General features: G+C 69.8%; 9 protein-coding genes and 1 pseudogene. All 10 read left to right on the forward strand.

From position 1 onward, the window contains the following. Positions 1 to 18 precede the first annotated feature (18 nt). On the forward strand, positions 19 to 2,124 hold the full coding sequence (gene pta, locus QF046_RS16615) for a phosphate acetyltransferase (RefSeq protein ID WP_307371950.1): 2,106 nt from the start codon (positions 19 to 21) through the stop codon (positions 2,122 to 2,124). Continuing rightward, positions 2,121 to 3,345, forward strand: a pseudogene (locus tag QF046_RS16620) (acetate/propionate family kinase). The gene pta and the pseudogene QF046_RS16620 overlap by 4 nt, the downstream one beginning before the upstream one ends. 103 nt (positions 3,346 to 3,448) lie before the next feature. After that, entirely contained in the window at positions 3,449 to 4,189 is a 741-nt protein-coding gene (locus tag QF046_RS16625; protein WP_307371952.1) for an HAD family phosphatase, read from the forward strand. Between the two features lie 33 nt (positions 4,190 to 4,222). Next, on the forward strand, positions 4,223 to 6,715 hold the full coding sequence (locus tag QF046_RS16630) for a glycoside hydrolase family 65 protein (protein ID WP_307371954.1): 2,493 nt from the start codon (positions 4,223 to 4,225) through the stop codon (positions 6,713 to 6,715). 128 nt (positions 6,716 to 6,843) lie between these two features. Next, a complete protein-coding gene (locus QF046_RS16635) occupies positions 6,844 to 9,333 on the forward strand; it encodes a DNA polymerase III subunit gamma and tau (protein ID WP_307371958.1) in 2,490 nt (829 codons plus the stop codon). After that, a complete protein-coding gene (gene recR / locus QF046_RS16640; RefSeq protein WP_307371960.1) occupies positions 9,333 to 9,926 on the forward strand; it encodes a recombination mediator RecR in 594 nt (197 codons plus the stop codon). The genes QF046_RS16635 and recR overlap by 1 nt, the downstream gene beginning before the upstream one ends. Then, positions 9,923 to 10,837: a DMT family transporter gene (locus QF046_RS16645; RefSeq protein WP_307371962.1), complete on the forward strand. Its 915-nt coding sequence runs from the start codon at positions 9,923 to 9,925 to the stop codon at positions 10,835 to 10,837. Before recR ends, QF046_RS16645 begins: the two co-directional genes overlap by 4 nt. 219 nt (positions 10,838 to 11,056) lie before the next feature. Then, positions 11,057 to 12,346, forward strand: coding sequence for an aspartate kinase (locus QF046_RS16650; RefSeq protein WP_307371964.1), 1,290 nt, complete (start codon positions 11,057 to 11,059; stop codon positions 12,344 to 12,346). Positions 12,347 to 12,516: 170 nt separating this feature from the next. Then, the gene (locus QF046_RS16655; RefSeq protein WP_307371966.1) at positions 12,517 to 12,996 is read left to right on the forward strand and encodes a GNAT family N-acetyltransferase; all 480 of its coding nucleotides are present in this window, start codon (positions 12,517 to 12,519) and stop codon (positions 12,994 to 12,996) included. A gap of 247 nt (positions 12,997 to 13,243) precedes the next feature. Beyond that, entirely contained in the window at positions 13,244 to 14,317 is a 1,074-nt protein-coding gene (locus QF046_RS16660; RefSeq protein ID WP_307372888.1) for an aspartate-semialdehyde dehydrogenase, read from the forward strand. Positions 14,318 to 14,405: the final 88 nt, after the last annotated feature.

The raw sequence follows: 14,405 nt of genomic DNA on the forward strand, positions 1-14,405 counted from the left end.
GAGAAGTAGGCTGGCCCCGTGGCACGGAGCATCTACATCACCTCGGCCGAAGGACACAGCGGCAAGTCGACGATCGCGCTCGGCGTGCTGGATGCGCTGATGCGCGTCTCGCCCCGGGTGGGCGTGTTCCGACCCCTTGCGCGCTCCACGCAGGAACGGGACATCGTCCTCGAACTCCTGCTCGCCCACGACGGGGTGCACCTCGACTACGAGGACTGCATCGGCGTCACCTACGACGACGTGCGCGAAGACCCCGATCGGGCGCTCGGCATGATCGTCTCGCGCTTCAAGGCCGTCGAGGCGCAGTGCGACGCGGTCATCGTCGTCGGCAGCGACTACACCGACGTCGCCAGTCCCGCCGAGCTCGGCTACAACGCCCGCATCGCCGCGAACCTCGGTGTGCCGGTGCTGCTCGTGCTCTCGGGGCGCGACCAGCAGAACAACGCGGAGCAGCTCGGCACCACCACCGCGCGCACGCCCGAGCAGATCGAGCAGATCGCCGCTCTCGCACTCGGCGAGCTGACCGCGGAGCGCGCCGAGCTGTTCGCCATCATCGTGAACCGCGCGGAGCCCGACGCGCTGAAGGAGATCGTCGACGGAATCGGCGTCGACCGCACCCCGGTGTGGGCGATCCCCGAGGAGCGCTCGCTCGTCGCACCGTCCATGCGCGGCATCCTGCAGGCCCTCGAGGGACGGGTCGTGCGCGGCGGCGACGAACTGCTGGAACGCGAGGCGTACAGCATCGTGATCGCCGGCATGTCGATGGTGAACGTGCTGCCCCGGCTCGCCGAGGACGCGGTCGTCGTGATCGCCGCCGACCGCAGCGAGACGCTGCTGGCGACCCTGATGGCCGCGGCATCCGGGACCTTCCCGGACATCGCCGGCATCGTCCTCAACGGACCCTTCGAGCTGCCGGACACGATCGTCCAGCTGATCGACGGGCTCGAGCTGAGCATCCCGATCATCGCCACCGACCTGGGCACCTACGACACCGCCGTGCGCATCATGCACACCCGCGGACGCGTCAGCGTGGACTCCGGTCAGCGCTATCAGAGCGCGCTGGCGCTGTTCCAGAAGCACGTCGACATCGCCGAGCTCACGATCGAGATGGGTCTCGCGCAGTCGTCGGTGATCACGCCGCTGATGTTCGAATACGGCCTCATCGAGCGGGCGCGCAGCAGCCGCAAGCGCATCGTGCTCCCGGAGGGCGGGGATGATCGCATCCTCCGTGCGGCGGCCATCCTGCTCGCCCGCGGCGTTGCCGACCTGACGATCCTCGGCGATGAGGCGGAGATCCGCGCCCGCGCCACGGCGCTCGGCCTGGACATCACCGCCGCACAGGTGCTCAGCCCCACCGACCCCGAGCACGTCGAACGGTTCGCGCAGGAGTACGCGTGGTTGCGCGCGCACAAGGGCATCACGCTCGAGCAGGCGGCGGACACCGTCACCGATGTGTCGTACTTCGGCACGATGATGGTGCACCTCGGGCTGGCCGACGGGATGGTCTCCGGTGCCGCGCACACCACCGCGCACACCATCCGTCCGTCCTTCGAGATCATCAAGACCCGCCCCGGCGTGAACGTGGTCTCCAGCGTGTTCCTCATGGCGCTCGCCGACCGGGTGCTCGTCTACGGCGACTGCGCGGTGATCCCCGACCCCACCAGCATCCAGCTCGCCGACATCGCCATCTCCTCCGCCGCCACCGCGCAGCAGTTCGGCATCGAGCCGCGCGTCGCGATGCTGTCCTACTCCACGGGGGAGTCGGGAACCGGCGCCGACGTCGACAAGGTGCGCGAGGCGACCGCCCTGGTGCGCGAGCGCATGCCGGAGCTGCCCGTCGAGGGCCCGATCCAGTACGACGCGGCCGCCGATGCCGCCGTGGCCGCCGCGAAGCTGCCCGGCTCGCAGGTCGCGGGGCGCGCGACCGTGTTCGTGTTCCCCGACCTGAACACGGGCAACAACACCTACAAGGCCGTGCAGCGCTCGGCGGGCGCCGTGGCGATCGGCCCGGTGCTGCAGGGGCTCAACAAGCCCATCAACGACCTGTCGCGCGGTGCGCTGGTCGACGACATCGTCAACACCGTCGCGATCACCGCGATCCAGGCCCAGGAGACCCAGGCATGAGCGTCGTCCTCGTCATCAACAGCGGCTCGTCGTCACTGAAGTACAGCCTGATCGACCCGGAGCGCGAACTCGAACTGGGCAACGGCCTGATCGAGCGGATCGGGCAGGGCATGGGCGTCGTGAGCCACACTGCGCGGTTGGTCTCCGAGCCCGGGCAGCCCGCGCCCACGATGCTGGATGCGAAGCACTCCGATGAGCGACCGATAGCCGACCACGATGCGGCGTTCGCGGTCATGCTCGCCCAGTTCGCCGAGCACGGTCCGAGTCTGGAGGACAACCCGCCGATCGCCGTCGGGCACCGTGTCGTGCACGGCGGTGCCCGCTTCTTCGAGCCCACCGTGATCACGCGGCTGGTGGAGATCAACATCGAGGATCTGATCGTGCTCGCCCCGCTGCACAACCCCGCCAACCTGGCCGGCATCCGTGCCGCGCGCTCGGCGTTCCCCGATGCGCCGCACGTGGCAGTGTTCGACACGGCGTTCCACCAGACCCTGCCTCCGGCGGCATACACCTACGCGATCGATGCGGAGCTCGCCCGCGAGCACCGCATCCGCCGGTACGGATTCCACGGCACCAGCCACAAGTACGTCTCCGAGTCCGCCGCGGCATTCCTCGGCCGCGACCTCGGAGATCTGCGCCAGATCGTCCTGCACCTCGGCAACGGCGCGTCCATGACCGCCATCGAGGGCGGCCGGTCGGTGGAGACGTCGATGGGCTTCACCCCGCTGGAGGGGCCTGGTCATGGGCACGCGGTCGGGCGACATCGACCCGGCCGTGCAGTTCCACCTCGCGCGTCGTGCGGGGATGGATGCCGATGAGCTGGACGCCCTGCTCAACAAGCGCAGCGGACTGCTGGGACTGGCCGGACGCAGCGACATGCGCGACATTCTCGCCGGCCGGGCCGCGGGGGAGGATGCCGCGACCCTCGCCTACGACGTGTACATCCACCGACTGCGCGCCTACCTGGGCGCCTACATCGCCCAGCTCGGCGGCGTCGACGTGATCTCCTTCACCGCCGGGGTCGGCGAGAACGCCGCGGACGTGCGCGCCGACGCCCTGGCCACGCTCGGATTCCTGGGCGTGCACGTCGACCCGCAGCGCAACGCCTCCCGTGAGAGGGTCGTCCGCCGCATCTCGACGGATGACTCGGGCACCGAGGTGCTCGTCGTGCCCACGGACGAGGAGCTGGAGATCGCCCGACAGACGCTCAGCGCGATCTGACGCACAACCCGACGCAGACGAAGCCGGATCCGACGCGCGCGACCCCTGGATCGCGGCGCGTTCTTCATTAGGCTGGACGTGCCCGCTCACCTCTGGAGGTCCCGTGTCCGACCTGCTTCCCGATCTGCATCGCGCGACCGGCGTGCTGTTCGATCTCGACGGCGTGCTGACGCCGACCGCCGAGGTGCACATGCGCGCCTGGCAGCACGTCTTCGACGATGTGCTCGCCCAGTGGGGCGTGACCGAGCCGTACACGGACGCCGATTACTTCGCGTACGTCGACGGCAAGAAGCGCTATGACGGTGTGGCCAGCCTGCTGCGCAGCCGCAACATCGAGATCCCGTGGGGTCAGGTCGACGACCCGCCCGAGGCGGAGACGATCTGCGGCGTCGGCAACCGCAAGAACGCCGCGTTCGCGGCGGCCCTGCGCAGCGAGGGCATCGCCCCGTACCCGGGGTCGCTGGCCCTGCTGGAGAGCCTGAAGGCGGCATCCGTCCCGATGGGAGTGGTGTCGAGCTCGAAGAACGCCGAAGAGGTTCTGGGCAGCGCCGGCATCCGCGACTTCTTTGGGATCGTGGTCGACGGCGTCGTCGCCGAGCGCGACCACCTGGCGTCCAAACCGGCTCCGGACATGTTCCGCGAGGGTGCCCGGATGCTCGGTGTGGACCCGTCCGATGCGGTCGCCGTCGAAGACGCGGTCGCCGGTGTGGCATCCGCGGCATCCGCCGGCTACGCGAGCGTCATCGGCGTCGACCGCGGCGCCGGTCCCGATGCGCTGCGGGAAGCCGGCGCAACCGGTATCGTCGATGATCTTGCCCGTCTGCTGCCCGGCGCCGAGCGCTGACACGTCCCCCTCCTCACCCCTCACGGAGAACGCATGATCGACCGCGACCGCTACCCCGTAGATCCCTGGCGTCTCGTGGAGAGCCGCTACGACGAGGAGGGCGTCTCCGAGACGCTCTTCGCCGTGGGAAACGGCTATCTGGGCCTGCGCGGCAACCACATCGAGGGTCGCGGCGCGCACGAGCACGGCACGTTCATCAATGGCCTGCACGAGACGTGGCCGATCCGGCACGCCGAACAGGCGTACGGCTTCGCGGAGGTCGGCCAGACCATCGTGAACGCGCCGGATGCCAAGGTGATGCGCGTCTACATCGACGACGAGCCACTGTCGTTCGACGAGACCGAGATCCTGGAGTACTCGCGGGTGCTCGACATGCGCACCGGCGTCCTGGAGCGCACGGTCGTGTGGCTGACGCCCTCGGGCAAGCGCGTGCGCATGCGGGACGAGCGGATGGTGAGCTTCGACGAGCGCCATCTGGCCGTGCTGCGGCTCGAGGTCACGGTCGAGAACTCCGACGCCCCGGTCACGATCAGCTGCCAGCTGCTGAACCGCCAGGACGGTGCGGGCATCTACGCCGGCGACCCGATGGCGGCGAAGTCCGAGGCGAAGGCCGGCTTCGATCCGCGCAAGGCCGAGCGGATCACCGCCCGCGTGCTGCAGCCGGTGGAGTACTGGCAGGACGGTCTGCGCTCGGCGCTGTCGTACCAGGTCGCCGACTCGGGGATGACGGTCGCCGTGGTGGCCGATCACATCGTCGAGACCGAGAACGAGTACAGCGCCCGCACCCTGATCGAGCCCGACATCGCCAAGAACGTGTTCCGCGTGCAGGCGAAGGCGGGCGTCCCGATCCGCATCAGCAAGATCGTCAGCTACCACAGCTCCCGGGGTGTTCCGCCGCGCGAGCTCGTCGATCGGTGTCGTCGCTCGCTGGACCGGGTGGGCGTCGAGGGCGTGGATGCTCTGTTCCACGCTCAGGAGGAGTGGCTGAGCTCGTTCTGGGACCGCTCCGATGTGCGCATCGCCGGCCACGACGACCTGCAGCAGGCCACCCGCTGGTGCCTGTTCCAGCTCGCACAGGCGGCGTCGCGCGCCGACGGCAACGGCGTGCCGGCGAAGGGCCTGACCGGCTCGGGCTACAGCGGTCACTACTTCTGGGACACCGAGATCTACGTGCTCCCGTTCCTCACCTACACGTCGCCGCAGTGGGCGAAGAACGCGCTGCGCGCCCGGGTGATGATGCTGCCCGCTGCCCGCCGTCGCGCCGCGCAGCTGAACGAGGCGGGCGCCCTGTTCCCGTGGCGGACGATCAACGGCGAGGAGGCCTCGGCGTACTACGCCGCGGGCACCGCGCAGTTCCACATCAACGCCGATGTCAGCTACGCGCTCGGCAAGTACGTGCGCGCCACGGGCGACGAGGACTTCCTGCGTCGCGAGGCCGCCGACGTCGCCGTGGAGACCGCCCGCCTGTGGGCGACCCTCGGCTTCTGGCGCGGCACGAACGGCAGCTCGACCTTCCACATCCACGGTGTGACCGGGCCCGACGAGTACACCACCGTCGTCAACGACAACCTGTTCACCAACGTCATGGCCCGCTACAACCTGCGCTTCGCGGCGCGGGTCGTCGGCGAGATGGCCGAGCAGGACCCCGCCGCCTACGCGGCCCTCGTCGACCGCACCGGACTGGATGCAGGCGAGCGGGATGCCTGGGAGCGGGCGGCCGAGGCCATCCACATCCCGTACAGCGAAGGACTCGGCATCCACCCGCAGGACGCGTTCTTCCTGGAGCGCGAGGTGTGGGATCTGGAGGGGACGCCTGCCAACAAGCGGCCGCTGCTGCTGCACTACCACCCGCTGGTCATCTACCGCTTCCAGGTGCTCAAGCAGGCGGATGTCGTGCTGGCGCTGTTCCTGCAGGGCAATCACTTCACCGCTGAGGACAAGCTCGCCGACTTCGACTACTACGACCCGCTGACCACCGGCGACTCCACGCTGTCCGCGGTCGTGCAGTCGATCATGGCGGCCGAGGTGGGCTATCAGGACCTCGCCCAGAACTACTTCGAGCAGGCGCTCTATGTGGACCTCGGCGACCTGCACCACAACGCCGCGGACGGCGTGCACGTGGCATCCGCCGGTGGTGTCTGGACGGCGCTGGTGAGCGGCTTCGGCGGCATGCGCGACCACGATGGGCTGCTGAGCTTCGATCCCCGTCTGCCCGCCGACTGGCCGGAACTCTCGTTCCCGCTGCAGTGGCACGGATCCGCGCTGATGGTCACCGTGACCCTCGATGCACTGCGCGTCGAGGTGCGCTCCGGCGAGCCGGTGGACTTCTCGGTGCGCGGGGTCGATCATCGGGCCACGCCGGAGCAGCCCGCGGTCGTCGCACTGGCCGATCAGGGACCGCTGCGGGCGGGACGGCCGACGCTGCGCCAGTTCGAGGATGCGCGGCGCGACGACGGCACGCTGATGTCGCCGACCATCCCGGTGACGACCACATCGATCCCGGTCATCGGAGTGTTCGAGGACTAGATCCCCACGCCCACTCCGGACATCGCTGCGCGCTGCCCGGAGCCTCGGGGCGCGTGGCCCCCCGGTGCAATCACCGCACGAGCAACCCTGTCGTGCTCGATGTCGGTCGCACGCCGTAGGCTGGTCGAGTGACGACAGCCCTGTACCGCCGCTACCGGCCCGAGACCTTCGGGGAGATGATCGGTCAGTCTCAGGTGACCGATCCGCTCATGACCGCACTGCGCGGTGATCGCGTCGGGCATGCCTACCTCTTCTCCGGCCCCCGAGGTTGCGGAAAGACCACGTCAGCGCGTATTCTCGCGCGCTGTCTGAACTGCGCCGAGGGCCCGACCGACGTCCCGTGCGGCGTGTGCCCGAGCTGTGTGGAGCTCGCGCGCGACGGCGGCGGTTCGCTCGATGTCGTCGAGATCGATGCGGCCAGCCACAACGGCGTCGACGACGCGCGAGATCTGCGCGAGCGGGCGACCTTCGCCCCCAGCCGCGACCGGTACAAGATCTTCATCCTCGACGAGGCGCACATGGTCACGCCGCAGGGCTTCAACGCCCTGCTGAAGCTGGTCGAGGAGCCCCCCGAGCACGTCAAGTTCATCTTCGCGACCACCGAGCCCGAGAAGGTGCTCGGCACGATCCGCTCGCGCACCCACCACTACCCCTTCCGGCTCGTGCCCCCGGCGGCCATGCTCGAGTACGTCGAGAAGCTCTGCGTCGAAGAGGGCGTGCAGGTCGAGGAGGGCGTGCTCGGCCTCGTCGTCCGCGCCGGCGGAGGCTCGCCGCGCGACACCCTCTCGCTGCTCGATCAGCTGATCGCCGGGTCCGATGAGGGCAACGTGACCTATGCGCGTGCCGTCGCGCTGCTCGGCTACACGCACGCGGCGCTGCTCGACGAGATCGTCGAGGCGCTCGCCGCAGGGGATGCCGCAGCATCCTTCCCCGCGGTCGACCGCGTCGTGCAGACCGGTCAGGACCCTCGTCGATTCGTCGACGACCTGCTCGAGCGGCTCCGCGATCTGATCGTGATCGCCGCCGTCGGCGACGGCGCCTCCGCCGTGCTGCGAGGACTGCCGGCCGATGAGATGCAGCGGATGCTGGCGCAGGCCACGAGCTTCGGCTCCGCCCGGCTCTCCCGAACCGCAGACCTCGTCAGTCGTGCACTCGACGATATGACCGGGGCGACCTCGCCGCGCCTGCACCTCGAGCTGATGGTCGCCCGCGTGCTCGCGGGGGCTCCGACGGACGGCACGGAGACGGCAGTTCAGGCGGCGCCTCGTGCATCGGCTGCGCCGGTGGCTCAGGCCGCCCCCGCAGCAGCCGCTCCCGCGCCCGATCCAGCTCCTGCTTCGGCTCCGGCGGCTCCGGCTCCCGCAATGGAGAAGCCTGCCCCGCAGGCGGCGGTTCCCGAGACGACCGTGTCCACGAAGGTGCAGCCCTCGGAGAAGGTCGCGCCTGTCGCGCCGGAGCCTGCTGCGGCGACCGAGGTGCCCACCTCGTCCGGGAGGATCGAGCCGGTGGCCGAGCCCGAGCCGGCGACCGCGGAGATGACCAGGCCGGTTGCGAACGCCGCGCCGGCTCCGCCGTCCGAGCCCGTCGCGCCGGTCGCGCCGGCCGGGCCCACCGCATCCGCACCGGTCGCCTTCGACCGCATCGCCGCGTCCTGGCCGGCTGTGCTCAAGCGGCTCGAGTCCATCAGCCGGGCATCCTGGCTGGTCGCCACGGGCACCCAGCCGCTCGCATACGATTCCGGCACCGGAGTGCTCACACTCGGCTTCGCCAGCCCGTCCGACGTGTCCGAGTTCAAGGGCACCACCCCCGGGCAGGGCCCGTCCGATCACCTGCGGGAGGCGATCGAGCAGGAGCTCGGCGTCACCGTGAAGTACCGACCCGCACCCCTGCCCCCGAGTGGTGGGAGCGGTGGCGGCGCCCCCACCTCCGGGCCCGCTCCGACAGGATCCGCGCCGGCACGTCCGGCCCCGAGTAGCGGAGACGACGCACCCGCAGCAGGCTGGGCCAACCCGATGAGCACTCCCGACCCGGTCGGTGCAACCCCGCAGCGCGGCAAGAGCGGCGGGCAGGGCGGCGCCCCCGCGGCATCCGCCTCGTCGTCACGCGCTGCGGCCGCAGCCGTGACCGAATGGGCCGTCGCGCCCATTCCCACCTCCGCACCCGAGGCGGCTGCAGCCACTGCCCCCGCGGTGGCCACCGCCGTCGCGCCGCAGTTCCCGGTCGACGACGAACCGTCCGAGGTCGAGGCCGCGGCATCCGCTCCGGCGCCCCCGGTCGACGGTCGCGTCGACGCGCCGCCGCACGATGACTATCCGCCGTTCGACGACGAACCCCCGTACGATCCGGAGTACGACGGCCCCGGTGTCGACGACGTCCGCTCCGCGCCCGCGCCGAAGTCCGCACCCGCGCCGAAGAGCGCGCCCACTCCGAAGTCCCCACCCTCTGCGGCTGCACCGCGGGCGGCGACCAGGGGACCGGAGCGGCCCGCACCGGCTGTCCGCACCCGCCCCGCGGGCGCGGACGGCGTCGAGCGCCGCGGTGAGGCCGTGATCCGCCAGGTGCTCGGAGCGACGTTCCTGCGTGAAGAGCCCTACCAGCCCCCGACGAGGTTCAACTGATGTACGACGGCATCGTCCAGGAGCTGATCGACGAGTTCGGCCGGCTTCCCGGCATCGGCCCGAAGTCCGCGCAGCGCATCACCTTCCACATCCTGCAGACCCCCTCGTTCGACGTCGCGCGCCTCGCTGAACTGCTCACAGAGGTGCGCGCTCGGGTGCGCTTCTGCGAGGTGTGCGGAAACGTGTCCGAGCAGGACCGCTGCGCCATCTGCCGCGACCCCCGCCGCGACCCCTCGCTGATCTGCGTGGTCGAGGATGCCAAGGACGTCGCCGCGATCGAGCGGACCCGCGAGTTCCGCGGGCTGTACCAGGTGCTCGGCGGGGCGATCAGCCCCATCGCCGGCATCGGGCCCGACGACCTGCGCATCGGACAGCTGATGTCGCGCCTCGCCGACGGCACGGTGCAGGAGGTCATCCTCGCCACGAACCCCAACCTCGAGGGCGAGGCGACCGCCAGCTACCTCAGCCGCCTGCTCACCAGCATGGAGATCACGGTCTCGCGCCTGGCGTCCGGGCTGCCCGTCGGCGGCGACCTCGAGTACGCGGACGAGGTGACACTGGGACGCGCCTTCGAGGGGCGTCGCCGCCTGTGAACGCTCAGCACACCGGATTCGGCCGCAAGGGTTGGATCCTGTTCGCCGTCATGGCGTTCGTGTGGGGGATCACCTACCTGTTCATCAAAGAGGCGGTCGGCTCGTTCTCCCCACCCGCGGTCGTCGCCGGGCGCACGCTGCTCGGCGGACTGGTGCTGCTGCCGTTCGCGATCCGCAGTGGTGCGCTCAAGGCTGCGTGGCGGTACTGGCCGTGGGTGCTCGCCTTCGGCGTGGTCGAGATGGCGGGACCGTTCCTGCTGCTCAGCCATGCAGAGACGCAGCTGCCGTCCGGGCTGACCGGACTGCTCGTCGCGACGGTCCCGCTGTTCGCGGTGATCATCGCATTGCTGCGCGGGGACCGCTCGGTGCTGGCGCCCGTGCGCCTGGGTGGACTGATCCTCGGCTTCATCGGCGTCGCCGTCGTGGTGGCTGGGCCCGGCCTGTTCCCGCACGGACCGGCCAGCATCGTCGCCATCGGCGAGATCATGCTGACCGCCGTGCTGTATGCGATCGCGCCGTTCATCATCGCGCACAAGCTGGCCGGAGTGCCGTCGATGGGCACGATCACCCTCGCGCTGTTCGCGGTCGGCCTCGCCTACCTCCCCGCGGCGCTGCTCACCCAGCACGACGTGCCCACCCTGCGGTCCACGATCTCGCTGGGCCTGCTCGGCGTCGTCTGCACGGCTCTCGCCTTCGTCGCCTTCTTCGCATTGATCCGCGAGGTCGGGCCGGTGCGCGCCCCGCTGTTCACCTACGTGAACCCGATCGTCGCCATCGCGCTGGGGACGGTCGTCCTCGCCGAGCCCGTCACCCCGGGGCTTCTGATCGGCTTCCCGATCGTGCTGGCCGGATGCTGGTTCGCCGCCACAGGCGGACGGCTCAAGGCCCGCGCGGTCGAGCCCTCCCTCTGAGCATCCCCCTCGGCATCCGCCCGTCTCGGCATCCCCGCACTTCTGAAGGACGAATGCAGGTCTGGAGGATGCTGCCGCCCAGGATCTCCTTCAGAAGTGCAGACATCCTTCATCCGAGAGCACCCGGCCTACCCGGCGCCCGTCACATGCCCTGACCGGCATGGGCGGCATCCGTAGAATGTGCGTGGGCGATTCCGCCCATCGTCCCCGGGAGTGATCGTGGCCCTGATCGTGCAGAAGTACGGCGGCTCGTCCGTCGCCGACGCAGAGAGCATCAAGCGCGTCGCGAAGCGCATCGTCGACACCCGTCGTGCCGGACACGACGTCGTCGTCGCGGTGAGCGCCATGGGCGACACCACCGACGAGCTGCTCGACCTCGCGCACGATGTCGCCCCGATCCCCGCGCCGCGGGAGCTGGACATGCTGCTCTCGAGCGGTGAGCGCATCTCGATGGCGCTGCTGGCGATGGCCATCCACTCGATGGGCTTCGAGGCGCGCTCGTTCACCGGCAGCCAGGCCGGCATGATCACCGACTCGCACCACGGCAAGGCCCGCATCGTCGATGTCACGCCCGTGCGCCTGCGCGAGGCGTTGGACGAGGGTGCGATCGTCATCGTCGCCGGCTTCCAGGGCTTCAACCGCGACACCCGCGACATCACCACGCTCGGTCGCGGCGGCTCAGACACGACCGCCGTCGCGCTGGCCGCAGCGCTCAAGGCCGACGTGTGCGAGATCTACAGCGACGTCGACGGCATCTACACCGCCGACCCGCGCGTCATCCCGCAGGCGCGCAAGCTCGACCACGTCTCCAGCGAGGAGATGCTCGAACTCGCCGCCAACGGAGCCAAGGTGCTCTACATCCGCGCCGTCGAGTACGCCCGCCGCCAGGGCGTCCTCATCCACGCCCGCTCGACCTTCTCGTCGGCCGAGGGCACCTATGTTCTGGGCGAGGGCATGAAGAACCCGCGCGCATCCGAGGGAGCAGCAGTCATGGAAGAACCGATCGTCGCCGGCGTCGCCACCGACCTGAGCCAGGCCAAGATCACCGTCGCCGGTGTGCCCGATGTGCCCGGCAAGGCCGCTGAGATCTTCAAGATCGTCTCCAAGTCCGGCGCGAACGTCGACATGATCGTGCAGAACGTGTCGGCCGCCTCCACAGGCCGCACCGACATCTCCTTCACGCTGCCGAAGGCCGACGCCACGGCCACGCTGAAGGCGCTCGCCGCCGAGCAGTCCGAGGTCGGTTTCGAGAACCTGCTGCACGACGACCAGATCGGCAAGCTCTCCGTCGTGGGCGCCGGCATGCGCACGCACTCCGGCGTCTCGGCGATCCTCTTCGAGGCGCTCAGCGAGGGCGGTATCAACATCGAGATGATCTCCACCTCCGAGATCCGCATCTCAGTCGTGCTGCGCGGCTCCGACCTCGCCGATGCCGCCCGTGCCGTGCACACCGCCTACGGTCTCGACAGCGAGATCGAAGCCGTCGTGCACGCCGGCACCGGCCGCTGAACCACAGCATCCGCCTGCTGGTGGGCTTCCGCCCGCCTCGTCAACGACGAATGTCGGACCGTCCGACGGATGCCGGCGCAGATTCACGGTCTGCGCTGACATCCGTCGTCTGCGCCGACATCTGTGGACGGCGAGCGGGGCGCCAGGCAACGGGTGGATAGGATCGACGGGTGACAGCATCAGCGGCGAAATCGGAAACCGCGGCGGATGCTGTGATCATCCGCGCAGTGGAGCCGGCCGACCGTGATGCGTGGTCAGCGCTGTTCCGCGGTTACCGCGACTTCTACGAGCTGCCGCATGATGAGACCGTCATCGACACCGTATGGGACTGGCTGCAGGACCCCGCGCACGAGCTGAACGGGCTGGTCGCCCTGCGCGACGGCGCCCCGATCGGCATCGCGCACTGGCGACGGTTCTCCCGTCCCTCGCGCGGCGCGACGGCGATCTTCCTCGACGACCTCTTCCTGGCCGAAAGCGCCCGCGGTGGGGGAGTCGGCACGGCATTGCTCGCCGAGCTGCACCGCATCGCGCACGATGAGGGACTCCTCGAGGTGCGCTGGATCACGTCGTACGACAACACGGATGCCCAGAGGTTGTACGACCGGCTCGCGCTCCGCGCCCCGTTCCACACCTACATCGACCAGGTCTGACTGCGGCACGCCGGGGCACCTGCACGACCACGGAACACCTGCACGAGCCGGGCGGCGATCCGCTCGTGCATCCGTTTCCGAGTCGTGCTTCCGTTCGCGCGGCACCTCGGCCATCCGCGCCGTCACGACGGATCCGCCTCCCACGGCGAGCGGGTAGACTCGCCGCAACCCTGACATCGGCGCCGGGCGCAGCATCCGCACCGTGAAGCTGAGCCTGGCGCACCGCCTTCACGCCAAGGACCTGCTCATGACCCGTATCTCCGACTCAGGATTCTCGATCGCCATCGTCGGCGCGACCGGACAGGTCGGCACAGTCATGCGCGACATCCTCCTGGAGCGCTCGTTCCCGATCCGCGAGCTGCGCCTGTTCGCCTCCGCGCGCTCCGCAGGAAAGAGCATCGACTTCGACGGCACCCCGGTGATCGTCGAGGACGTCGAGACCGCGGATGCCACGGGCATCGAGATCGCGCTCTTCTCGGCCGGCGCGACGGCGAGCCGCGCGTATGCGGAGAGGTTCGCCGCAGCCGGCGCCGTGGTCGTCGACAACTCCAGCGCCTGGCGGATGGATCCCGAGGTGCCGCTGGTGGTCAGCGAGGTCAACCCGGATGCCATGGACGAGCGGCCCAAGGGGATCATCGCCAACCCGAACTGCACCACGATGGCCGCGATGCCCGTCGTCAAGGCGCTGCACGCCGAGGCGGGCCTGGAGCGCCTGATCGTCAGCACCTACCAGGCAGTGTCCGGCTCGGGGATCTCCGGTGCCCAGGAGCTGCTCGGTCAGGTCGAGAGCGTGCTCGCCCAGGGCGACACCCTGCGTCTGGTGCACGATGGCTCGGCGGTCGAGTTCCCCGCCCCGAACAACTACGTCGCCCCCATCGCGTTCGACGTCATCCCGTTCGCCGGCAATCTCGTCGACGACGGAGACAACGAGACCGACGAGGAGAAGAAGCTCCGCAACGAGAGCCGCAAGATCCTCGGCCTCCCGAACCTTCGTGTGGCGGGCACCTGCGTGCGCGTGCCGGTCTTCACCGGGCACTCGCTCTCCATCCACGCCGAGTTCGCCGACGACATCACTCCCGAGCGGGCGCGCGAGGTGCTGGCATCCGCTCCCGGCGTCGTCGTCGAGGACGTTCCCACCCCGCTGCACGCGGCCGGCAAGGACCCGAGTTTCGTCGGCCGCATCCGCGCCGACCAGTCCGCGCCCGAGGGCAAGGGACTCGTGCTGTTCATCAGCAACGACAACCTCCGCAAGGGTGCGGCGTTGAACGCCGTGCAGATCGCCGAGGAGCTCACCAGGCGCCTCACCCCGGCATCCGTCTGAACGAACCCGTCTATATGGCGCAAACCGCCCCGCTTTCGCATGAAAAGGGGCGGTTTGCGCCATATAGACGGGCGGGGCGGGCGGGAAA

This window comes from Microbacterium sp. W4I4, from assembly GCF_030816235.1.
Taxonomy (GTDB): domain Bacteria; phylum Actinomycetota; class Actinomycetes; order Actinomycetales; family Microbacteriaceae; genus Microbacterium.

Bases quoted from the DNA above. Each gene is read 5' to 3' on its own strand.
- QF046_RS16630 (WP_307371954.1), top strand. From the start codon at position 4,223: ATGATCGACCGCGACCGCTACCCCGTAGATCCCTGGCGTCTCGTGGAG.
- QF046_RS16660 (WP_307372888.1), top strand. From the start codon at position 13,244: ATGACCCGTATCTCCGACTCAGGATTCTCGATCGCCATCGTCGGCGCG.
- recR (WP_307371960.1), top strand. From the start codon at position 9,333: ATGTACGACGGCATCGTCCAGGAGCTGATCGACGAGTTCGGCCGGCTT.